This window comes from Streptomyces sp. NEAU-174 (assembly GCF_052665095.1).
Genome location: NZ_JBQTCE010000001.1, coordinates 848,999 through 871,191, shown reverse-complemented (window position 1 = coordinate 871,191; position 22,193 = coordinate 848,999). Strand labels below are relative to the sequence as shown.

Below are 22,193 nucleotides of genomic sequence, written 5' to 3'. Positions count from 1 at the left end.
TTAGAGCAGCCTCTCATCGGCGGCCGCACGCCGGATCAGCGCCTGGGAAGGGGCGTAGCGGCCGGTCGGACAGGCGTGGTGGAGGTTGCGCAGGGTGTCGCGCACCCAGCGGGCGCCGAGCGCGCGCCCCCAGGCCAGCGGTCCACGCGGGTAGTTGACGCCGGTCAGCATGGCGGTGTCGATGTCCTCGGGGCTCGCCACCCCGCGGGCGACGGCGTCCTCGGCGAAGTCCACGAGCATCGCGACCGTGCGGGCCACGACCATGCCGGGGACGTCCTGGACCACGCTGACCTCCTTACCGAGCGCCTGGAACAGGCCGACCGCGGACCGCAGGGACTCCTCGGGGGCGGCTGCGGACGCGGCGAGTGCGACGCGGGTGGCGGTGCGGTAGTCCAGCGCCAGGTCGAAGCGGACCGACGCGGCGAAGGGGTCGTCGGTGGCGGTCGTGCCGTCGGCCAGGGACAGGCGGGTGCCGTCGGGCAGGGCGAGATGGGCCCCGGCGGGCTCGCGGGTCACTGGTATGCCCGCCTCCTCGATGAGACCGACCAGCCCCTGTGCGGGCCCCAGGTCGCCATGGAGGGCGACCTTGCCGGGCGGCTCGCACGGCTCCGCGGTGTGCGGGGCGGGCCGCCCGGCGCCCTCGGCGTGGTCGTACCAGCCGTGGCCCGTCTTGCGCCCGTGCCGCCCGGAGGCGACGAGCTGCCGCTGGGCGAGGGACGGGGTGAATTTCGGATCGTGGAACAGCGCTTCCCAGACGGATCGGGTGACGGCCTCGTTCACGTCCTGGCCGATTAGGTCGGTGAGCTCGAAGGGGCCCATCCTGAAACCGCCGGACTCGCGCAGCACGGTGTCCAGGGTGGCGGGGTCGGCGGCGCGCTCCTCGTACGCCCGGAACGCCTCCGCGTAGAAGGGGCGGGCGATCCGGTTGACGATGAACCCGGGGGTGTCGGCGCAGCGCACCGGGGTCTTCCCCCAGGCCGCGACGGTGGCGTGGGCGCGGTCGGCGGCGGTCTCGTCCGTGGCGGCGCCGCGCACCACCTCCACCAGCGGCATCAGCGGGGCCGGATTGAAGAAGTGCAGACCGAGGAGGCGGCCGGGGCGGCGCAGGACGCCCGCGACGGCGGTGACGGAGAGGGAGGAGGTGTTGGTGGCGAGCAGACAGCCGTCGGAGACCACCGACTCCAGCGCGGTGAACAGCTGCTGTTTGGCGTCGAGTTCCTCCAGGATCGCCTCGATCACCAGCTCCGCCCCGGCCAGGTCCGCGAGGTCGGCCACGGGGGTGAGCCGGCCGAGGGCGGCGTCGCGGTCGGCGGCGGTGAGGTGCTCCTTGGCGACCAGCCGGCCGAGCCGGTCCGCGATGGCGTCGGCGGCCCGGGAGGCACGGCCGGGCGCGGCGTCGTAGAGCCGCACGGGGTGGCCCGCGGCCAGCGCCACCTGGGCGATCCCCTGGCCCATCGTGCCGGTGCCGACGACGGCGACGAGGCCGGCGCGGTCGGTCCCACGGTCGATCGCAGTCATGCCGCAGATCCTTTTCGACGAAGTTGTCCACAGGGACGAAGTTGTCCACAGGTTCGCCAGGCCCTCTTGTCCCGACCGATCGTTCGGTTACTCTAACCCTGTCGCCCATTCCAGCCCAGCCCCAGCTCGACGAGGAGTTGGTCAGTCGTGACCGCCGCACTCACCACCGCGCAGTTGACGCAAGAGCACCGCCCCACCCTCGACCAGGCCCTGGAGGCGATCCGTACCCGCGCCTATTGGTCCCCGCACCCCGAGCACCCGAAGGCTTACGGCGGCGAGGGCCAGGGCGGGCGCCCGAGCCTGAGCGTCGCCGAGGGCCAGGCGGCGTTCGAGGCGCTGCGTGGCAAGCGCTTCGAGCTGGACCAGCCGGGCACCGACGGCTGGGCGGGCTCCGAGGTCTCTCCGTTCGGAGCGGAGATGGGCATGGAGTATCCGCATCCAGACATCGAGGTGCTCCTCCCGGCGATGCGGGCGGGGATGCCCGCCTGGCGGGACGCCGGCCCCGAGACACGGGCCATGGTGTGCCTGGAGATCCTGGCCCGGATCGGCGCCCGGTCCCATGAGTTCGCCCAGGCCGTCATGCACACCAGCGGGCAGGCGTACATGATGGCGTTCCAGGCGGGCGGCCCCCACGCCCAGGACCGCGGCCTGGAGGCGGTGGCGTACGCGTTCGCCGAGCAGACCCGCACTCCGGGCGCCGCCGACTGGTCCAAGCCGCAGGGCAAGCGCGACCCGCTGCGCCTGCGCAAGACGTTCACGGCCGTCCCGCGCGGTATCGCGCTGCTGATCGGCTGCAACACCTTCCCGACGTGGAACGGCTATCCGGGGCTCTTCGCCTCGCTCGCCACCGGCAATCCGGTGCTGGTCAAGCCGCACCCCCAGGCCGTTCTGCCGCTGGCGCTGACCGTCCAGGTGGCGCGCGAGGTGCTGAAGGAGGCGGGGTTCAGCCCCGATCTGGTGGCGCTGGCCGCCGAGCGGCCGGACGAGGGGATCGCCAAGGTCCTCGCCGTCCGCCCCGAGATCCGCATCATCGACTACACGGGGTCCACCGCCTTCGGCGACTGGCTGGAGACCCACGCCCGCCAAGCCCAGGTCTTCACCGAGAAGGCGGGGGTCAACACGGTGGTGATCGACTCCACCGACGACTACCAGGGCATGCTCGCCAATCTGGCCTTCTCCCTGTCCCTCTACAGCGGCCAGATGTGCACCACCCCGCAGAATCTGCTGATCCCCCGCGACGGCATCACCACCGACGCCGGTCCCAAGACCTATGACGAGGTGGTGGCCGACCTGGCGGCGGCGGTGGACGGGCTGCTGGGCGACGACGCACGGGCGAGCGCGCTGCTCGGCGCGATCGTGGGCCCGCGGGTCCAGGAGCGGCTGGAGGCCGCCCCCGGCCTGGGCGCGGTCGCCCTGGCCTCCCGCACGGTGACCCACCCCGACTTCCCGGGCGCCACGGTCCGCACGCCGCTGATGGTCAAGGCGGACGGCGCGCGGAAGTTCTGGGAGGGGGCGGACGCGGACGCGCCGTATCTGGCCGAGTGCTTCGGCCCGGTCTCCTTCGCCGTCGCCGTCGCCTCCACGGAGGACGCGGTGGCGCTGCTGCGCCGGACCACCCGGGACAAGGGCGCGATGACGGTCGGGGCGTACACCACCTCGCCGGAGGCGGAGCGGCTGATCGAGGAGGCGTGTCTGGAGGAGTGCGCCCAGCTGTCGCTCAATCTGACCGGCGGGGTGTATGTGAACCAGACCGCGGCCTTCTCGGACTTCCACGGCACGGGCGGCAACCCGTCGGCCAACGCCGCGCTGTGCGACGGGGCGTTCGTGGCCGGCCGCTTCCGGATGGTCGAGGTCCGCCGCCCGGCGGAGTAACGGGCCTAGGGGCGGGGCGTGCCGCCGCGCACGCCCCCGCCCGGACGGGGCCTAGGCCGGGCCGCCCCAGTGGAAGAGGGCCATGGCCACGCTGGTGGCCAGGTTGTAGCTGGACACCTGGGGCCGCATGGGAAGGGCCACCAGCCTCGTGGCCCGCTTCCGCAGCTCCGGCGAGATCCCGTGCCGCTCGGAGCCGAAGGCGAGCAGCGCGTCATCGGGGATGGTCAGGGACCGGATGTCCACCCCCTCCGGGTCCAGCGCGTACAGCGGCCCCTCCGGAAGCGCGTCGTCCGGCAGTCGCTCCACCGCGGTGGCGAAGTGCAGCCCGGCGCCCGAGCGCACGGCGTTCGGATGCCAGGGGTCGATATCGCCGGTGGTGACCACACCCGTGGCCCCGAACCCGGCGGCGAGCCGGACCACGGCCCCGACGTTCCCCAGATTGCGGGGGTTGTCCAGGACGACCACCGGGGCCCGCCGGGGCCGCCGGGACAGCTCGTCCAGATTCGCCCGACGGCCGCGCCGGACCGCCAGGGCGGCGACCCTCGTGGGATGCACCCTGGGCACCAGATCGCGCAGGGTCCCGGCGTCCACCTCCACCAGAAGATCCGCGATCACCTCGGTGAGGTCGTCGGCCAGGTCCTCGGCGAGTTCCACGGCGGCCGCCTTGTCGCTGGTCACCGCGGCGCGCACCTCCGCGCCGAACCGCAGCGCGTGCTTCAGCGCGTGGAAGCCGTCCAGCAGCACGGTGTCGGGGGCCGTCGCGCGCCAGTGCCGTACGGCCCGCGCGGACTCGTCATCGATCATCCCCTCAGCGTACGAGGGTGCCGGCCGGGGATTCCTCGTCGCTCTCCCGCGCTCGCTGCCCCGGCAGCCATACGGCGCGCGCCGCCAGCCGGTCCCGGGCCCGGCCCAGCCGCGCCTCGGCCCAGCGCAGGACGTTCGTCGGCAGGAAGACCGAGTCAGCCGCGATCACGGCGAGCGAGAAGAAGGGCAGCCCCAGCATCACGGCGATGCCGAGGTGCTCCATCATCAGCAGGACGAGCATCACGTTCTTGGCCCGCCGGTTGAGCAGGGTGAACGGAAAGGCCACCTGGACGATGACCGTGCCGTAGGTCAGCACCATCACGAGGGTGCCGCTGGACGCCATGGTGTCGGCCAGCCAGGGCCAGGGCGAGAAGTAGTCCAGGTGCAGCGGGTAGTAGAGGGCGGTGCCGTCCTGCCAGCGCGAACCCTGGATCTTGTACCAGCCGGCCGAGGCGTACAGCAGACACACCTCGGCCATGATCACCAGCAGGGCGCCGTTGTGCGCCACATTGGCGAGCACGTCCGATACGGTGCGCGGCTCCCCCGGCGCGTAACGCCTGACGAACCACCAACCGGCCTGGACGAGCCACAGCCCCCACAGGACGGTGCCCCAGCCCAGCCCGGGCAGCGGGCCATCGGCGGTCAGGAACAGCCGGGCGTCGGTGAACAGCTGCGCCCAGAGCAGGGCGGCCCCGGTGACGGCCCACAGCACGATGCCGGTGGTGTCGCGCGGCGGCCATGCGCGGTCCGCCCACCGGGCCGCCCGGCGCGCGTCCAGGGACCACACCTGACCGCACCGGGTCAGCACCAGATACATCGACATCAGATGGATGAGATTGTCGCCGCCGTCCCCCACGAAGATGCTGCGGTTTTGCAGCGACAGCACCCCGATCATGAACAGCACGGACATGGTGCGGGTGCGCCAGCCCACCAGCAGCAGCGCGCTGGAGACGATGGCGAGGGCGTAGACGATCTCGAACCACACCGTGCTGTCGGACCACATGAGCGCGGTGAAGGCGCGGTTGCCGTCGATCAGCCGGGCGGCCATGTCCCAGTTCCACGGGCCGTCCGGCCCGTACAGCTCCCGGCGGTGGGGCCATTCGCGCACCAGGAAGAGCAGCCAGGTGAAGGAGAAGCCGATGCGCACGACGGCGCTCTGCCGGGGCCCGAGCGCGGACGTGGTGACGCGCGTGTAGCCACGCGCCACCGCGGTCTGGAGGCGGGCGGAGGGGGTCATCGGCGCTTCGCCTCCGGGAGGTCATCGGAGGTCACGGTCCACCACGGCAGCGTGCGGTAGACCGTCTTGGTGTCGATCTTCTCGTCGCTCCAGGGCGGCGGGGCCACCGGAGTGGTCGCGGAGCGCACCTGTATTCGCTCCACGGTGCCGCCGCCCTCCTCGCGGCCGAGGCGGAGCATCACGATCCGGCGGATGTACTGCTCGGAGAGGTTGCCGCGCATCCCCTGCGGCCGCTCCCGCACATCATGCGAGCCGACGTAGAACTCCCAGCCGCGGCGCAGCTCGTTCTGCTGGGTGTGGCTGGGCAGCGGGTTGTGGTGGATGGCCGCGCCGTCCTGGGCCGAGAGGTCGCGCCAGCCGGTGGTCGCGGTGCCGCCGTCTGAGGTCCGGATCTCGGCGCGGGCCTGGACGGCGATGTTCTGCTGGAGCGGGTTGGGGGCGAAGAGCTTCCAGACCCGTTCGAACTCCGGATAGACGTAGTCGTCTATCGCCGCGCCGTGCCGCTTGGTGAGGGTGTTGGGCGGTGAGACGTTCAGGAAGGCCGCCGAGAGGTGGATCGCGGCGGCGACGGCGGCGACCGCGATGGCCACCGCGATGATCAGTTGTGCGGGCAGGGAGAGCGTGGTGAGCGGTTCCGCCGCGTCGCCGTCCGGCGCCGATTCCGCCGGGTCCGATGCAGTCGGCTCCGGTCCTCTCGGCTCCGGGTCCGTCGGTTCGGGGTCCGTCGATTCGAGGTTCGTCGGCTCCGCTTCCTGCGGCTCCGGTCCCGTCGGCTCCCCATCCGCCGGTTCCGGCTCCGTGTCCGCCATACCCCGCCCCGCTCCCGATGGTCCAGGTCTTCGCGCACGCCGGTCGACCGCGCGCCCCCGTGGCCCCCACGCCCTCGGCACCGTACCGATGCGGAACCACTCGGCACAGCGTCCTCAGCGTTATCCACAGGGTTGACACCCTACGTTCCTCAGCACACCATTGAACCGAACGATCGGTCGGTCGGCTGGCCGGTCGGCGGAGACGAACGGCGGAGGGGCTTCGCATGACGACGATGGCGGCGGACGCGGGAGCGTACGAGGCGGTGTTCGACGCCGCCCTGGCCGCGGACGAGCGCATCGAGCCGCGTGACTGGATGCCCGATGAGTACCGGGCCACGCTGGTGCGGCAGATGGCGCAGCACGCCCACTCCGAGATCATCGGCATGCAGCCGGAGGCGAACTGGATCACCCGCGCCCCCTCGCTGCGGCGCAAGGCGATCCTGATGGCCAAGGTCCAGGACGAGGCGGGCCACGGCCTGTATCTCTACAGCGCGGCGGAGACCCTGGGCACCAGCCGGGACGAGCTGCTGGACAAGCTCCACAGCGGCCGCCAGAAGTACTCCTCGATCTTCAACTACCCCACGCTGACCTGGGCCGACGTCGGCGCCATCGGCTGGCTGGTGGACGGCGCCGCGATCACCAACCAGGTCCCGCTGTGCCGCTGCTCCTACGGGCCCTACGCACGGGCGATGGTCCGCATCTGCAAGGAGGAGTCCTTCCACCAGCGCCAGGGATACGAGCTGCTGCTGGCCCTGAGCCGGGGCACCGAGGCCCAGCACGCCATGGCGCAGGACGCGGTGGACCGCTGGTGGTGGCCGTCGCTGATGATGTTCGGCCCGCCGGACGACGCCTCGGCCCACTCCGCGCAGTCGATGGCCTGGAAGATCAAGCGCCACTCCAATGACGAGCTGCGCCAGCGCTTCGTCGACATCTGCGTCCCCCAGGCCGAATCCCTCGGCCTCACCCTCCCCGACCCCGAGCTGCGCTGGAGCGAGGAGCGGGGGCATTACGACTTCGGCCCGATCGACTGGGACGAGTTCCGCGAGGTGCTGCGGGGAAACGGGCCGTGCAACGCACAGCGGATCGCCCAGCGGCGCCGGGCCCATGAGGAAGGCGCCTGGGTGCGCGAGGCAGCCGCGGCGTACGCGGCCAAGCACGGGGAGGCACAGGCATGAGCGGCAGCCCGAGCGCCGAGTGGCCGCTGTGGGAGGTGTTCGTCCGCAGCAGGCGCGGACTGTCGCACACCCACGCCGGTTCCCTCCACGCCCCGGACGCGGAAATGGCCTTGCGGAACGCGCGGGATCTGTACACCCGCCGCTCCGAGGGCGTGTCGATCTGGGTGGTGCCGTCCACCGAGATCACCGCCTCCTCCCCGGACGAGCGGGATCCGTTCTTCGAACCGTCCGCCGACAAGCCCTACCGGCACCCCACCTTCTACGCGATCCCCGAGGGGGTGCGGCACCTGTGACCGCGGCCCTCGCCCTGGGCGATGACGCGCTGGTGCTCTCCCACCGGCTGGGGGAGTGGGCCGGGCAGGCGCCCGTGCTGGAGGAGGAGGTCGCGCTCGCCAATATCGCCCTCGACCTGCTCGGCCAGGCCCGGGTGCTGCTCTCCCTCGCCGGCGACGAGGACGAGCTGGCGTATCTGCGCGAGGAGCGGGCGTTCCGCAACGTCCAGCTGGTCGAGCAGCCCAACGGGGACTTCGCCCGGACCATCGCCCGTCAGCTCTACTTCTCCACCTACCAGGAGCTGCTGTACGAGCGGCTGGCGCGCGGCACCGGCCCCTTCGCCCCGCTGGCCGCCAAGGCGGTCAAGGAGGTGGCTTACCACCGCGACCACGCCGAGCACTGGACCCTGCGGCTCGGCGACGGCACGGACGAGAGCCATGAGCGGATGCGGCGCGGGCTGGACGCGCTCTGGCGGTTCACCGGTGAGCTCTTCGAGCCGGTCGAGGGGTGCGAGGTGGAGTGGGGCACCCTGCACGACGCCTGGCTGACCCGGATCACCTCGGTCCTGGAGCGCGCCACCCTGGCGGTGCCCGAGGGGCCCCGGCGCGGCGGCTGGGCGGCCGGCGCGGGGCGCCAGGGCATCCACACCGAGCCGTTCGGCCGGATGCTCGCCGAGATGCAGCATCTGCACCGCAGCCACCCGGGGGCGACATGGTGACGCCCGGGCCCTCCGCGGCGCCCACGCCTCAGGCGTCCGGCGCCCGCCTCACCCCGCTCGAGGAGGAGCTGCTGCGGCTGGCCGGATCCGTGCCGGACCCGGAGCTGCCGATGGTGTCCCTGGCCGAGCTGGGGGTGATGCGCGGGCTGCGGCTGCTGGGGCCGGGCCGGGTCGAGGTCGAGCTGACCCCCACCTACACCGGCTGCCCGGCGCTGGAGTCGATGGCCACCGATATCGAGCGGGTGCTCCATGACCACGGCGTCCCCGAGGTCGCCGTGCGCACGGTCCTCTCCCCGCCCTGGACGACGGACGCGATCACCGCCGAGGGCCGCCGCAAGCTGGCGGAGTCCGGCATAGCGCCGCCCGCGCCGCTCGACGCCACGGCGGGCGGTCCGGTCCCGGTGGCCCTGGCGGTGCGCTGTCCGCACTGCGGCTCGACCGAGACCGAGCTGCTCAGCCGCTTCTCCTCCACCGCCTGCAAGGCGCTGCGCCGCTGCGCGGCCTGCGGCGAACCCTTCGACCACTTCAAGGAGTTGTGATGGCCGCGGAGGCGGTGCAGCGGGTCACGCCCCGCCACGGCGCGTTCCACCCGCTGCGGGTGGCGGCGATCGACCGGCTCACCGATGACGCGGTGGCGGTCACCCTCCTGGTGCCGCCCGCGCTGCGGGAGACGTTCCGCTTCGCGGCGGGGCAGCACATCGCGGTGCGCCGGTTCGCCGATGGCGCGGAGATCCGCCGGACGTACTCGATCTGCACCCCGGCCCCGGGTGCGGAGGGCCCGGAGTTCCTGCGGATCGGGGTGCGGCTGGTCGAGGGCGGTGAGTTCTCGACCTATGCCCTCAAGGAGCTGGCGGTCGGCGAGGTCATGGAGGTGATGGCCCCGGCCGGCCGGTTCGTCCTGGAGCCCCGCCCCGGTCACTTCGCGGCGGTCGTCGGCGGCAGCGGTATCACCCCGGTGCTGTCCATCGCCGCCACGCTGCTCAGCCGACAGCCCGAGGCGCGCTTCTGTCTGATCCGCAGCGACCGCACCGCGGCCTCGACGATGTTCCTGGAGGAGGTCGCCGACCTCAAGGACCGCTGGCCCGACCGGTTCCAGCTGGTGTGCGCGCTCTCCCGGGAGGAGCAGCAGGCCGGGCTGGTCTCCGGGCGGCTCGACGAGGAGCGGCTGACCGGGCTGCTCCCGGCGCTGCTGCCGGTCGCCTCGGTGGACGGCTGGTTCCTGTGCGGGCCCTACGGTCTGGTGCGCGCCGCCGAGCGAGCGCTGCGCGGCCTCGGGGTCTCCCGCGGCCGGGTCCACCAGGAGATCTTCCATGTGGACGCGGCCCCCGCCGAGGGCGTCCCCATACCGGGCGCGGCCCCGGCCGCCGCGCACAGCTCGGTCACGGCGACCCTGGACGGGCGCTCGGGCACCTGGCCGGTCCAGGACGGGGAGCCGCTGCTGGAGACCGTGCTGCGCAATCGGTCCGACGCGCCGTACGCGTGCAAGGGCGGGGTCTGCGGCACCTGCCGGGCCTTCCTGGTCTCGGGCGAGGTGCGGATGGACCGGAACTTCGCGCTGGAGCCGGACGAGGTGGAGGCGGGCTATGTGCTGGCCTGTCAGTCCCACCCGGTGGGCGAGCGGGTGGAGCTGGACTTCGACCGCTGACAGACCCCCGGGCGCGGCACCGGCATCCGGGCGCGGCACCGGCGTTCAGGCGCGGCACCGGCGCTCGGCACGGCAGCGGTGTTCCCTTCTTGTAGAACGTGTTCTATCTTGACGGGCCGTCAGATATAGCCGCGGCGCGGGAGGTACGGACAGTGGACTTCACCTTCACCGAGGAGCAGCAGGCGGCCGTCGAGGCGGCGAAGGCCGTCTTCTCCTCCGTCACGCCGGACAGCGTGCCCAGCCCCGCGCTGACCGCGGGCGCCGTCGCCGACGACTTCGACCGCGCGCTGTGGCGGAAGCTCGCCGAGGGCGATCTGCTGGGCCTGACCCTCGACCCCCGGTACGGCGGCTCGGGCCTGGACCCGCTCGCCCTCTGCCTGATGCTGCGGGAATGCGGCCGGGTGCTGGCCCGGGTGCCGCTGCTGGAGTCCAGCGCCGCCGCGCTGGCCGTGCAGCGCTACGGCGGGGACGAGCTGTGTGCCGATGTGCTGCCCCGGGCCGCCCGCGGTGAGCTGGTCCTCACCGCCGCCTCCAGCGGCCGCACCGGCCATGGCCCGGCCGAACTCGCCGTCCAGGCACGGCGGACCGGCGAGGGCTGGGTGCTGGACGGTGTCCAGACCGCCGTTCCCTGGGCCCATGGCGCCGATCGCGTGCTGCTCCCGGCCCACACCGGGGAGGGCGGTACGGTCCTCGCCCTGGTCCCCCGCGACCGTGAGGGCGTCGCCCTCGAGGAGCAGATCTCCACCAGCGGTGAGCGGCAGGCCGAGGTCCGGCTGGACGGGGCGCGGCTCACCGACCGCGAGGTGCTGACCGCGGACGGCGCCTGGGAATGGCTGCGCGATCTCCTCACCATCGGCACCTGCGCCCTCGCGCTGGGCCTCGGCTCGGCGGTGCTGGACCTCACCAGCTCGTATGTGAGCGATCGCGAGCAGTTCGGCTTCCCGCTCGCCACCTTCCAGGCGGTCGCCGTGCAGACCGCCGACCGCTATATCGATCTGCGGGCCATGGAGGCCACGCTGTGGCAGGCGGCCTGGCGGCTGTCCCTGGACGAGGACCGGCCCACGGTGAGCGGAGCGCTGCCCATCGCCGGAGATGTCGCCGTCGCCAAGATCTGGGCCGCCGAGGGCGTGCGCCGGGTCGTCCAGACCGCCCAGCATCTGCACGGCGGCTTCGGCGCGGTCACCGACTACCCCCTGCACCGCTATCACGCCTGGGGCAAGCAGCTGGAACTCTCGCTGGGATCGGCCGCCGCCCATGAGGAGGCACTGGGCGAGCTCCTCGCCGCCCACCCCCTCGGCTGACCGCCCGCCGCCCGGCCGACGCCCACCCCTCGGCCGGGCGGTGCGCCCCGCCGATCAGCGGGGAAGGTCCGCGGGGAAGATCTGCGGCGAAGATCAGTAGGGAAACTTCTAGAGCACAAAGGCCCCTTCGGCGGTGCCGTCAGGGCCGCTCACCATCGGCCGGCCCGCCGCGTCCCAGGCGAGCATCCCGCCGTCCACATTCACCGCGTCCAGCCCCTGCGCGACCAGATACTGCGTCACCTGCGCGGAGCGGCCGCCGACCCGGCACATCACATGCACCCGCTGCCCGTCGCCGGCCGCCGCGGTCAGCTCGTCGAACCGCGCCACGACCTGGCCCATCGGGATGTGCAGCGCGCCCTCGACATGCCCGGCCGCCCACTCGTCGTCCTCCCGGACGTCCAGCAGAAGGCCATCGGCCGGTACCGCCGCCGCCTCCACCTGGGGAAGCTGGGCAAAATGCATCGGACACACCTCTCACACGACATCGGCAACTGCGGCAAACCTACTACCGCACCAGCTCCGCGAGCCGGGCCTCCTTCTCCGAGACCTGGGCCAGCAGCTGCTCGGCGATCTCGTCCAGCAGCCCATCGGGGTCCTCGGGCGCCATCTTGATCATCGCGCCGATCGCGCTCGACTCCAGCTCCGCGGCGACCGCGGCCAGCATCTCCTTGCGCTCGGCCAGCCACTCCAGCCGGGCGTACAGCTCCTCGCTGCGGCTCGCCCGCCGCTCCGGCGGCGGCGGACCGGCCTCCCACTCCTCGGCCAGCGCCCGCAGCGCCTCCTCGTCCCCGGCCGCGTACGCCGCGTTGACCCGCACGATGAAGGCACCGCGCCGCTCCCGCTCGGCCTCCTCCTCGGCCAGATCCGGATGGGCCTTACGGGCCAGCTCCCGGTAGATCCGGCGGGCCTCCTCGCTCGGCCGCACCCGCGGCGGCGGCTGCACCGGCCGCTCGGTGAGCATGGCGGCCGCCTCCGGCGAGAGCCCCTCCGAGTCGATCCAGCCGTGGAACAGCTCCTCCACGCCCGGCATCGGCTGCACCAGCCCCCGCGCCTCACGGGCCTTGCGGAGGTCCTCCGGATCGCCGGTGCGCGCCGCGAGCGCCTCGGCGATCAACGCGTCCAGCTCGTCGAGGCGTGAGTACATCGGCCCGAGCCGCTGGTGGTGCAGCCGGGAGAAGTTCTCCACTTCCACCCGGAAGGTCTCCACCGCTATCTCGAACTCGATCAGCGCCTGCTCGGCCGCGCGCACCGCCCGCTCCAGCCGCTCGGCGGCCTGAGTCTCCTCCTGCGACCGGTCGTGCGACTCCGCCTGGGGCTCCGCGTCCGACATCGACTGCCGTGCCTGCTGCTGCGCTTCCGGATTCGTCACCCGCTCAGACTACGTCCGGCGGTGATCGGCGACGGGGGTCACACCCCCACCCGCGCCTCACACCCCCATCTCGGCCGCTATCCGTCCATTGCGCACCGCCCTGACCAGCGCGGAGTGATCCGCTTCCGTGCGATCCGCGTACGCCACCGCGAAGGCGGCCACCGCCTCGTCCAGCTCCTCCCCCTTGCCGCAGTAACCGGCCAGCGTCCGAGGGTCCGCGCTGTGGGAGTGCGCCCGGGCCAGCAGGGCCCCGGTCATCCGCCCGTAGTCATCCATCTGGTCCGCGGCCAGGGCCGCCGGGTCCACGCTTCCCTTGCGGTTGCGGAACTGCCGCACCTGGTAATGCCGCCCCCGCACCGTGGTCCACCCCAGCAGGATGTCGCTGACCACCTGCATCCGCTTCTGGCCGAGCACCACCCGCCGCCCCTCGTGTGTGACATCCGGCACCTCGAAACCGGCCTTCGCCAGATGCGGCAGCAGCGCGGAGGGGCGCGCCTCCTTCACCTGGAGCACCAGCGGCTCGCCCCGGTGGTCGAGCAGCAGCACCACATAGGAGCGGGTGCCCACGCTGCCCGTGCCGACCACCCGGAACGCCACATCGTGCACCTCGTACCGCGAGAGCAGGGGCAGCCGGTCCTCCGGCAGCGTGCCCAGATACCCGGCGAGCGACGAGGCCACCTCCGCCGCCTCCTCGTCCGGCACCCTCCGCAGCACCGGCGGCGCGTCCACGAAGCGCCTGGCCTCCGGCCGGCCGGCGGCGCCCTCCCCGCCCGGCACGGGTTCGGTGGCCCGGGCGGCGTACCGCGCGCTGGTGTTCCGCCGGGCCTTCTCGGAGATCCGCTCCAGCGTGCCCACCAGGTCCTTGGCGTCCGTGTGGGAGACCAGTTCCTCGTCCGCGATCGCGTTCCACGCCTCCGTGGCCGGGAGCTTGGCCAGCAGCCGCACCGTGCGCCGATAGGCGCCCACCGCGTCCTGGGCGGCCGCCCGGCAGGTGTCCTCGTCGGCGCCCGCCTCCCGGCCGGCCAGCACCAGCGAGACCGCGAGCCGCTTCACATCCCATTCCCACGGACCGTGGACGGTCTCGTCGAAGTCATTGAGATCGATGATCAGGCCGCCGCGCGCATCCCCGTAGATGCCGAAGTTGGCGGCGTGGGCATCGCCGCACAGCTGGGCCCCGATACCGGTCACCGGCGTGGTCGTGAGGTCGTGCGCCATCAGCCCGGCGGCCCCGCGCATAAAGGAGAAGGGGTTCGCGGCCATCCGCCCCACCCGGATCGGGGTGAGCTCCGGCAGCCGCCCGGCGTTGGACCGCTCGACCGCCGCCACCGGATCCGGCCGCCCGGTGTCCCTCGGCGGCTCGGCATGCGCCGAGCGCGGCAGGCTCTTGCGCAGCGCCTTGCCCCGCTGCCGGGGAGAGGGTCCCTCACCGTGCCACACGGCGAAGCCCGGAACCGGCGGCAGCCGCCGGGCCGCCCCGCCCACGGCATCCCCGCCACTGGATCCCCGCTCGCCCCGGCCGTTCGCTCCGGCTCGGCCGCCCTCGCCGCTGCCGTCGCCCTCAACGCTCCGGTCGTCCGTCATCGCGCCCCCGCCCTTCTCGCACACGACATCGACTGAATCGACTGAGCCGACCGTACCCCCTGTCGACCCACCTCGTCAGAGCCTGTGGAAAACCTTGACGATCATGGCGAAACCCCAGATCAGAAGGCGGGCCCTCAGATCAAAAAATTGATCTGGCTCAGCCCCGGAACTGCTCCGGGCAGCCCTCGCCGCCCGAGGGCAGATGGTTCTCCGCCCACCGCGACAGCTCCTTCAGCGCGGGCTCCAGCGCCTTCCCCGCGTCCGTCAGCCGGTAGGCCACCCGCAACGGCGGCCCGGCGTCGACCTCCCGCACCACCAGGCCCGCCGTGGTGAGCTCGGTGAGCCGGTCCGACAGCATCCGCTCGCTGATCCCCGGGATGGCCCGCCGCAGGTCGGCAAAGTACGCCCCCTGCTCCGTCAGCACAGCCACGATCAGCCCCGTCCATCGCTTGCCGAACAGCTCGAAGAATCGCGTCATCTCGCCGTCGACCTGCTTGCAGGCCTGTTCGCTGTGGTCCCCACGATCCTTCGCCATGGAATACACACTACTGCGTTCTGGTTCGGGACTACGAAAAAGTAAGCTACTGTGCCTTCTGTAGGTACGTAGGTATTACTGGCTCCTTCCCGAGCCTTGTCACTGGAGGCATCCATGCCGACTCTTCTGCACATCGACACGTCTGTCTTCCCCGGTGAAGCCTCCGCTTCCCGCTCGGTCACGGCCACCTTCCGCAAGGAATGGGAAGCCCAGCACCCGAACGGCACGGTGATCTACCGCGATCTGGCCGCCGAGCCGCTGCCGCACCTGGACGGCCTCGCGGCCGCCGCCGGTTTCGCCGCTCCCGACCAGCGCTCCCCCGAGCAGCACACCGCCTTCGCGCTGCGGGAGACCCTTGCCGGCGAGCTCGAGCAGGCCGACGTGGTCCTGATCGGCGCCCCGATGTACAACTTCACGATTCCCTCCACCCTCAAGGCGTGGCTGGACCACGTGATCATCATGGGCCGCACCGCGGGCGCCGAGCAGACCACCACCTCGGGCACCCCGGCGGTCGTCGTCGCCAGCCGCGGCGGCGGTTACGGCCCGGGCACCCCGCGGGAGAGCTTCGAGTTCGTGACGAGCTACCTCGGGAAGGCCCTGGGCGACGGCCTCGGCCTCGATGTCACCTTCGTTGTGCCGGAACTCACGTTGGCCCGCAGCAATCCGGCCATGGCCGACCTGGTCGAGCTCTCGGACGCCTCCAAGGCGAAGGCCCATGAGGACGCCGCGGCCAAGGCCAAGGAGCTCGCCACCCGCTTCGCCGCCGCCTGATCCAGCCGATCCGGCCGATCTGCCCGATCCGGTCCCACCGGACGTCGGGCCGCAGGGGCCTCCCCTTCCCGGGAGGCCCCTGCGGCTTCCCCAGGAAGCCCGGAAGACCCCTGCCACAAACGCGAAACGGGCCCCTCCGAGCGACTTTCGTCACTCCGGAGAGACCCGCTCCGACTGGTGCGCGAGGGGGGAGTTGAACCCCCACGCCCTTTCGGGCACTGGAACCTGAATCCAGCGCGTCTGCCTATTCCGCCACCCGCGCATGGGTGCTGCCGTCCGGCCGCTCTCCCGCTCCCCGGCCCGATCTTCCTGATCCGTCCGGTTCGTGCGGAGCGCCTTCCGACATCCAGAACATTAGCACGCCCCTCGGGGTGCAATCACACCCGTTACCGAGGCCCCCGCCCCCACCCGTCCGTAGAGCGTCACGGTTGCGGGACACTGTCGTCAGGGCACCTCTACGATCCCTGTGAGAGGTGACACTGCTCCACAGGGCCAGGAAGGGGAACCACCCGATTTCCCGACGCGTGGATACGATCAGTAAGCAGTACCAGGACGACCCAGAGCACGACTGAGGAAGGAGGTGCCCGGTGGGAGTACTGAAACGCTTCGAGCAGCGTCTCGAGGGCCTCGTGAACGGCACCTTCGCCAAGGTGTTCAAGTCCGAGGTCCAGCCCGTCGAGATCGCCGGCGCGCTCCAGCGCGAGTGCGACAACAACGCCACGATCTGGAACCGCGACCGGACGGTCGTCCCGAACGACTTCATCGTCGAGCTGAGCGCGCCCGACTACGAGCGGCTCAGCCCGTACTCCGGGCAGCTCGGCGACGAGCTGGCCGGCATGGTCCGCGACTACGCCAAGCAGCAGCGATACACCTTCATGGGCGCCATCAAGGTGCATCTGCAAAAGGCCGAGGACCTCGACACCGGCCTGTACCGGGTGCGCAGCCGGACGCTGGCCTCCAGCGAGTCCCAGAGCCCGGAGGGCCCGCAGGCGGCGGGCCGCGCCGGGGCCGGAGCGGCCCCCCAGCAGCGCCCCGGCGGTTACGGCTACCCCGCCCAGCCCGCCGGTGCTCCGCCGATGCCGTCCGCGCCCCCCGGCACCCGTCCGGCGCCCCGCGGCGGCGGAGCGGCCGCCGGCGTCGGAGCCCAGCCGCAGGGTCAGACCCGCCGCTGGATCGAGATCAACGGCAGCCGCCACCAGATCTCCCGGCCCACGCTCGTTCTGGGCCGCTCCACCGACGCTGACGTGCGGATCGACGATCCCGGTGTCTCCCGCAGGCACTGCGAGATCCGGGTCGGAACCCCACCGACCATCCAGGATCTCGGGTCGACGAACGGCATCGTGGTGGACGGACAGCACACCACGCGCGCTACGCTCCGCGACGGCTCGCGGATCGTCGTGGGCAGCACCACCATCGTTTACCGGCAAGCCGAAGGGTGAAGCGGGGGCAATGTCAGAGCTGACCCTCACGGTCATGCGGTTGGGTTTCCTCGCCGTACTGTGGCTGTTCGTCATCGTGGCCGTCCAGGTCATCCGCAGCGACCTGTTCGGGACCCGCGTGACCCAGCGCGGTTCGGCGCGGCGCGGCGCCCCCGACCGGCCGCAAACACAGCAGCAGCAGCGGCAGCAGAGCGCGCCGCCGCCGCAGCGCCAGCAGTCCGGGGGCCGCCGCGGCCGCGGTGCCCCCACCAAGCTGGTGGTCTCCGAGGGCACGCTGACCGGCACCACGGTCGCCCTCCAGGGGCAGACCATCACCCTCGGCCGTGCGCACGATTCAACAATCGTGTTGGACGACGACTACGCCTCCAGCCGGCATGCCAGGATCTACCCGGACCGTGACGGCCAGTGGATCGTCGAGGATCTCGGGTCCACCAACGGCACTTATCTCGACCGGACCCGACTCACCACACCGACACCGATTCCGCTGGGTGCGCCGATCCGTATCGGCAAGACCGTCATCGAGCTGCGGAAGTAGTAAGACCATGACGACCGGAGGGTGGGCAGCGTGGTTGGCAAGGGGCTGTACCCGGAGCCGACGGGCGAGGTGCGCATGAGTCTGTCACTGCGTTTCGCGGCCGGATCGCACAAGGGCATGATCCGGGAGGGCAACGAGGACTCCGGCTACGCCGGTCCCCGGCTGCTCGCGATCGCCGACGGCATGGGTGGCCAGGCCGCCGGCGAGGTCGCCAGCTCCGAGGTGATCTCCACCCTCGTCCAGCTCGACGACGACGTCCCGGGCTCGGACATCCTGACGTCCCTCGGCACCGCCGTGCAGCGGGCCAATGACCAGCTGCGCGTCATGGTCGAGGAGGACCCGCAGCTCGAGGGCATGGGCACCACGCTCACCGCCCTGCTGTGGACCGGCCAGCGGCTCGGTCTGGTGCATGTCGGCGACTCGCGCGCGTATCTGCTGCGCGACGGGGTGCTCACCCAGATCACCCAGGACCACACCTGGGTGCAGCGCCTGGTCGACGAGGGCCGGATCACCGAGGAGGAGGCGGGCACCCACCCGCAGCGCTCCCTGCTGATGCGCGCGCTGGGCAGCGGCGACCATGTGGAGCCCGATCTGTCCATCCGCGAGGTCCGGGCCGGTGACCGCTATCTGATCTGCTCCGACGGCCTGTCCGGCGTCGTGAGCCACCAGACCCTCGAGGACACCCTCGCCAGCTACCAGGGCCCGCACGAGACCGTGCAGGAGCTGATCCAGCTCGCGCTGCGCGGCGGCGGCCCCGACAACATCACCTGCATCGTCGCCGACGTCCTCGACGTCGACGGCGCCGACACCCTCGCCGCCCAGCTCAACGACACCCCCGTGATCGTGGGCGCGGTCGCGGAGAACCAGGTCCCACTCGGGGACGGCGGCGCCGCGCACACCCCCGCGGGCCGGGCCGCCGAGCTCGGCCGGTCCGTACCGCCGCAGCAGGGCGACGCGCACGGCGGCTTCGGACCGCCCGGCAGCGGCGATCCGGCCATCGGCGGTATGCCGCAGGGCAGTTACGGCGACTACGCCGACGGAGACTTCACCAAGAAGAGCGGCCGCAAGACATGGGCCAAGCGGTCGCTCTTCATCGTGCTCGGCCTCGCCGTGATCGGTGGCGGCCTCTATGGCGGCTATCGCTGGACCCAGACGCAGTACTACGTGGGCTCCAATGGCGACCATGTCGCGATCTACCAGGGCATCAGCCAGGATCTGGCCTGGATCAAGCTGAACAAGGTCCATGAGGACCACCGCGAGATCGAACTCAAGTACCTCCCGGCCGACCAGCGCGGCCGTGTGGAGGACACGATCACGGTCAGCGGACTGGGCCAGGCCCAGGACAAGACCAAGGACCTCGCCACCCTCGCCAGCGCCTGCAAGAAGGCCGATGCCCAGGAGAAGGCCGAGGAGAGCCAGAAGGACCTCACCGGCGGCGACAAGGGCAAGGGCGACAAGGCACCCAGTGGCGGCGCGTCCAGCAGCGCCGACCCGTCGCAGAACAGCAGCGGCAAGCCCGGTAGCGGGAAGACCGAGAACCAGCTCGGAACGAACGCCGCCAAGGCCACGTCCAAGCCCACGCCGACGACGTCTCCCACTCCGAAGCCCGGCCCCACCCTCTCGGAGGAGGAGAAGAAGTTGGTCCCGCAGTGCAGCAGCACCCAGCAGTGAAGCCGTAAGGGGCCGTCCACCCATGAGCAGTAGTACGACCAACACGACGACGATCAGTACGGCCGGGCCGCCGAGCAGGCGGAACACCGAGCTGGCCATGCTCGTCTTCGCGGTGATCATTCCGGTCTTCGCCTACGCCAACGCGGGCCTGGCACTCAGCGACGAGATGCCCTCGGGCATGCTCAGCTACGGCCTCGGGCTCGGTCTGCTGGCAGGCGTCGGCCATCTGGTGGTCCGGAAGTTCGCGCCGTACGCGGACCCGCTGCTGCTGCCGATCGCCACGCTCCTCAACGGGCTGGGCCTGGTGCTGATCTGGCGGCTGGACCAGTCCAGGCGGCTGGCCCAGCGGGCGAAGGACGCCGGCATGGCCTTCGCGCCCTCGGCCCCCAACCAGCTGATCTACTCGGCACTGGGCGTCGCCCTCTTCGTCGGCGTCCTGATCCTGCTCAAGGACCACCGCATCCTCCAGCGCTACACCTACATCTCCATGGTGGTGGCGCTGATCCTGCTGATCCTTCCGATGTTCTTCCCGGCGCGTTTCGGCGCCCGCATCTGGATCACCCTCGGCAGCTTCTCCATCCAGCCCGGTGAGTTCGCCAAGATCATCATCGCCGTGTTCTTCTCCGGCTATCTGATGGTCAAGCGGGACGCGCTCGCCCTGGCCAGCCGCCGCTTCATGGGGCTGTATCTGCCGCGCGGCCGCGACCTCGGCCCGATCCTGGTGGTCTGGGGGATGAGCATCCTCATCCTGGTCTTCGAGACCGACCTGGGCACCTCGCTGCTGTTCTTCGGCCTCTTCGTCGTGATGCTGTACGTCGCCACCGAGCGCACCAGCTGGATCGTCTTCGGTCTGCTGATGTCCGCGGCCGGCGCGGTCGGCGTCGCCACCTTCGAGCCGCACGTCCAGTCGCGTGTGGACGCCTGGCTCCAGCCCTTCGAGGTGGCCAAGAACGGAGGCAGTGACCAGATCGCCCAGGCGCTGATGGCCTTCGGCTCCGGCGGCGTCTTCGGCACCGGCCTCGGTCAGGGCAACTCCGACCTCATCGGCTTCGCCGCCAACTCCGACTTCATCCTGGCCACCGTCGGCGAGGAGCTCGGGCTCGCGGGCACCATGGGGCTCCTGCTGCTCTACGGCCTGATCGTGGAGCGCGGTGTGCGCACCGCCCTCGCCGCCCGTGACCCGTTCGGCAAGCTGCTGGCCATCGGTCTGTCCGCGGCCTTCGCCATCCAGGTCTTCGTGGTGGCGGGCGGTGTGATGGGCCTCATCCCGCTGACCGGTATGACCATGCCGTTCATCGCGCAGGGCGGTTCGTCCGTCATCGCCAACTGGGCGCTCGTCGCCATCCTGATCAAGGTCAGCGACACCGCGCGCCGCCCGGCGCCGACGCCCGCCCCCACCACAGACGCCGAGATGACCCAGGTGGTCCGACCGTGAACAAGCCCCTGCGCCGAATCGCGATCTTCTGCGGACTCCTCGTCCTCGCCCTGCTGGTGCGGGACAACTGGCTCCAGTACGTCCAGGCCGACGAGCTGAAGAACCACGACGGAAACCACCGGGTTCTGATCGCCCGTTACAGCCAGCCGCGCGGCAACATCATCGTCGACGGCCAGCCGATCACCGGATCCGCCGAGACCAACGGCATCGACTTCAAGTACAAGCGCACCTACAAGGACGGCCCCATGTGGGCGCCGGTCACGGGGTTCGCCTCGCAGGCGTACGGCGCCAACCAGATCGAGAACATCGAAGACGGCATCCTTACGGGCAACGACGACCGCCTCTTCTTCAACCGGACGATCGACATGATCACCGGCAAGAAGCAGAAGGGCGGCGACGTCATCACCACCCTGAACCGCAAGGCCCAGGAGGCCGCGTTCGAGGGCCTCGGTGACAAGAAGGGCGCCGTCGCCGCGCTCGACCCGCGCACCGGCAAGATCCTCGCCCTCGCCTCCACCCCGAGCTACGACCCGTCGAAGATCGCGGGCGCCACCTCCAAGGACAAGGAGGCGTGGCTCGGGCTCCAGCCGAAGAAGGACAAGGACGACCCGATGCTCAACCGGGCGCTCCGTCAGACCTACCCGCCCGGCTCGACCTTCAAGGTCGTCACCGCCGCGGCCGCGCTGGAGAACGGCAAGTACACCGACATCGACGAGCCGACCGAGTCCCCGGACCCCTGGAAGCTCCCGCTGTCCACCCAAAACCTGCCCAACGAGGGGAACATCCCCTGCAAGAACGCCTCGCTGCGGCAGGCACTCCGCTACTCCTGCAACACGGTCTTCGGCAAGCTCGGTGACGACCTCCGCCAGGAGAAGGTGCGGGAGGAGGCCGAGAAGTTCGGCTTCAACAAGACGATCGACACTCCCGTCCGCGCGTACTCCAGCGTCTACCCCGAGGACATGGACCGGCCGGGCAACGCGATGTCGGCCATCGGCCAGTTCGACAACCGGGCCACCCCGCTCCAGATGGCGATGGTCGCCGCCGCGGTCGCCAACGACGGCAAGCTGATGAAGCCGTACATGGTCGACTCGCTGCGCGCCCCCAACCTCAACACCATCGAGCAGACCGACCCGGAGCAGATGAGCCAGCCGCTCAGCTCCGAGAACGCCCAGAAGCTCCAGAGCATGATGGAGACCGTGGTCAAGGAGGGCACCGGCACCAGCGCCCAGATCCCGGGCGTCACGGTCGGCGGCAAGACCGGCACCGCGCAGCACGGCGTCGCCAACAGCAAGAACCCCTATGCGTGGTTCATCTCCTACGCCAAGGGGGACGACGGCTCGCCGGTCGCGGTCGCGGTCGTCATCGAAGGGTCCGACACCCTCCGTGGCGACATCGCCGGTGGCAAGCTGGCCGCGCCGATCGCCAAGAACGTGATGAAGGCCGTACTGGAAACCGAGCGCGACAAGTGACCCCCGTCACGTCCGGATACCAATCCCGCACGTCGC

At 71.4% G+C, this 22,193-nt stretch carries 21 protein-coding genes and 1 tRNA gene; 13 read left to right on the top strand and 9 right to left on the bottom strand.

Going from position 1 to position 22,193, the window contains the following annotated elements; all coding sequences use genetic code 11:
- Positions 1–1,518, bottom strand: a complete 1,518-nt coding sequence (locus ACT2CW_RS03730; RefSeq protein WP_445515462.1) for a 3-hydroxyacyl-CoA dehydrogenase — start codon at positions 1,516–1,518, stop codon at positions 1–3.
- Between the two features lie 147 nt (positions 1,519–1,665).
- Between ACT2CW_RS03730 and paaN the strand changes: the two genes are divergently transcribed.
- Complete coding sequence (paaN, locus tag ACT2CW_RS03725) at positions 1,666–3,390, top strand: phenylacetic acid degradation protein PaaN (RefSeq protein WP_164434276.1); 1,725 nt, start codon at positions 1,666–1,668, stop codon at positions 3,388–3,390.
- 51 nt (positions 3,391–3,441) lie between these two features.
- Here the strand turns inward: paaN and ACT2CW_RS03720 are convergent, their stop codons facing one another.
- The 3 genes from ACT2CW_RS03720 to ACT2CW_RS03710 are packed head-to-tail and all read right to left on the bottom strand — an operon-like array spanning position 3,442 to position 6,240.
- Positions 3,442–4,194 carry a TrmH family RNA methyltransferase gene (locus ACT2CW_RS03720; RefSeq protein ID WP_445515461.1) on the bottom strand — a complete coding sequence of 251 codons (753 nt, stop codon included), beginning with the start codon at positions 4,192–4,194 and terminating at the stop codon, positions 3,442–3,444.
- A gap of 4 nt (positions 4,195–4,198) precedes the next feature.
- Entirely contained in the window at positions 4,199–5,431 is a 1,233-nt protein-coding gene (locus ACT2CW_RS03715) for an HTTM domain-containing protein (protein WP_164434278.1), read from the bottom strand.
- Positions 5,428–6,240 (bottom strand): DUF5819 family protein, encoded by an 813-nt coding sequence (locus ACT2CW_RS03710; RefSeq protein WP_445515460.1) that lies wholly within the window; start codon positions 6,238–6,240, stop codon positions 5,428–5,430. The genes ACT2CW_RS03715 and ACT2CW_RS03710 overlap by 4 nt, the downstream gene beginning before the upstream one ends.
- 224 nt (positions 6,241–6,464) lie before the next feature.
- Between ACT2CW_RS03710 and paaA the strand changes: the two genes are divergently transcribed.
- The 6 genes from paaA (at position 6,465) to ACT2CW_RS03680 (ending at position 11,352) form a co-directional block, all read left to right on the top strand.
- Positions 6,465–7,415: a 1,2-phenylacetyl-CoA epoxidase subunit PaaA gene (gene paaA / locus ACT2CW_RS03705; RefSeq protein ID WP_445515459.1), complete on the top strand. Its 951-nt coding sequence runs from the start codon at positions 6,465–6,467 to the stop codon at positions 7,413–7,415.
- Positions 7,412–7,708, top strand: a complete 297-nt coding sequence (paaB, locus tag ACT2CW_RS03700) for a 1,2-phenylacetyl-CoA epoxidase subunit PaaB (RefSeq protein WP_164434280.1) — start codon at positions 7,412–7,414, stop codon at positions 7,706–7,708. The genes paaA and paaB overlap by 4 nt, the downstream gene beginning before the upstream one ends.
- Positions 7,705–8,406 carry a 1,2-phenylacetyl-CoA epoxidase subunit PaaC gene (gene paaC / locus ACT2CW_RS03695; RefSeq protein ID WP_086885324.1) on the top strand — a complete coding sequence of 234 codons (702 nt, stop codon included), beginning with the start codon at positions 7,705–7,707 and terminating at the stop codon, positions 8,404–8,406. The genes paaB and paaC overlap by 4 nt, the downstream gene beginning before the upstream one ends.
- Positions 8,400–8,945, top strand: coding sequence for a 1,2-phenylacetyl-CoA epoxidase subunit PaaD (paaD, locus tag ACT2CW_RS03690; protein WP_445515458.1), 546 nt, complete (start codon positions 8,400–8,402; stop codon positions 8,943–8,945). The genes paaC and paaD overlap by 7 nt, the downstream gene beginning before the upstream one ends.
- The gene (locus ACT2CW_RS03685) at positions 8,945–10,051 is read left to right on the top strand and encodes a 2Fe-2S iron-sulfur cluster-binding protein (protein ID WP_445515457.1); all 1,107 of its coding nucleotides are present in this window, start codon (positions 8,945–8,947) and stop codon (positions 10,049–10,051) included. Before paaD ends, ACT2CW_RS03685 begins: the two co-directional genes overlap by 1 nt.
- Positions 10,052–10,203: 152 nt before the next feature.
- A complete protein-coding gene (locus ACT2CW_RS03680) occupies positions 10,204–11,352 on the top strand; it encodes an acyl-CoA dehydrogenase family protein (RefSeq protein ID WP_445515456.1) in 1,149 nt (382 codons plus the stop codon).
- Between the two features lie 108 nt (positions 11,353–11,460).
- Here ACT2CW_RS03680 and ACT2CW_RS03675 read toward each other — a convergent pair whose 3' ends face one another.
- The 4 genes from ACT2CW_RS03675 to ACT2CW_RS03660 form a co-directional block, all read right to left on the bottom strand.
- Positions 11,461–11,814 (bottom strand): rhodanese-like domain-containing protein, encoded by a 354-nt coding sequence (locus tag ACT2CW_RS03675; protein ID WP_037954504.1) that lies wholly within the window; start codon positions 11,812–11,814, stop codon positions 11,461–11,463.
- A gap of 43 nt (positions 11,815–11,857) precedes the next feature.
- Complete coding sequence (locus ACT2CW_RS03670) at positions 11,858–12,682, bottom strand: hypothetical protein (RefSeq protein ID WP_037954507.1); 825 nt, start codon at positions 12,680–12,682, stop codon at positions 11,858–11,860.
- A gap of 96 nt (positions 12,683–12,778) precedes the next feature.
- Positions 12,779–14,302, bottom strand: coding sequence for a DUF2252 domain-containing protein (locus tag ACT2CW_RS03665; protein WP_445515455.1), 1,524 nt, complete (start codon positions 14,300–14,302; stop codon positions 12,779–12,781).
- Between the two features lie 157 nt (positions 14,303–14,459).
- The gene (locus ACT2CW_RS03660; protein WP_037954517.1) at positions 14,460–14,837 is read right to left on the bottom strand and encodes a winged helix-turn-helix transcriptional regulator; all 378 of its coding nucleotides are present in this window, start codon (positions 14,835–14,837) and stop codon (positions 14,460–14,462) included.
- A 114-nt stretch (positions 14,838–14,951) separates the two neighbouring features.
- Between ACT2CW_RS03660 and ACT2CW_RS03655 the strand changes: the two genes are divergently transcribed.
- Positions 14,952–15,608, top strand: a complete 657-nt coding sequence (locus ACT2CW_RS03655) for an FMN-dependent NADH-azoreductase (protein ID WP_445515454.1) — start codon at positions 14,952–14,954, stop codon at positions 15,606–15,608.
- 175 nt (positions 15,609–15,783) lie between these two features.
- Here ACT2CW_RS03655 and ACT2CW_RS03650 read toward each other — a convergent pair.
- A tRNA-Leu gene (locus tag ACT2CW_RS03650) sits at positions 15,784–15,870 on the bottom strand.
- Positions 15,871–16,195: 325 nt separating this feature from the next.
- On the opposite strand from ACT2CW_RS03650, the gene ACT2CW_RS03645 reads away from it, so the two are divergent.
- The 5 genes from ACT2CW_RS03645 (at position 16,196) to ACT2CW_RS03625 (ending at position 22,157) form a co-directional block, all read left to right on the top strand.
- On the top strand, positions 16,196–17,047 hold the full coding sequence (locus ACT2CW_RS03645) for an FhaA domain-containing protein (protein ID WP_445515453.1): 852 nt from the start codon (positions 16,196–16,198) through the stop codon (positions 17,045–17,047).
- Positions 17,048–17,057: 10 nt separating this feature from the next.
- Positions 17,058–17,582, top strand: a complete 525-nt coding sequence (locus ACT2CW_RS03640) for an FHA domain-containing protein FhaB/FipA (RefSeq protein ID WP_037954526.1) — start codon at positions 17,058–17,060, stop codon at positions 17,580–17,582.
- Between the two features lie 75 nt (positions 17,583–17,657).
- A complete protein-coding gene (locus tag ACT2CW_RS03635; RefSeq protein ID WP_164434303.1) occupies positions 17,658–19,253 on the top strand; it encodes a PP2C family protein-serine/threonine phosphatase in 1,596 nt (531 codons plus the stop codon).
- A gap of 22 nt (positions 19,254–19,275) precedes the next feature.
- Positions 19,276–20,688, top strand: a complete 1,413-nt coding sequence (locus ACT2CW_RS03630) for an FtsW/RodA/SpoVE family cell cycle protein (protein ID WP_138914783.1) — start codon at positions 19,276–19,278, stop codon at positions 20,686–20,688.
- A complete protein-coding gene (locus ACT2CW_RS03625) occupies positions 20,685–22,157 on the top strand; it encodes a peptidoglycan D,D-transpeptidase FtsI family protein (protein WP_182471915.1) in 1,473 nt (490 codons plus the stop codon). The genes ACT2CW_RS03630 and ACT2CW_RS03625 overlap by 4 nt, the downstream gene beginning before the upstream one ends.
- The last annotated feature ends 36 nt before the right edge of the window (positions 22,158–22,193 follow it).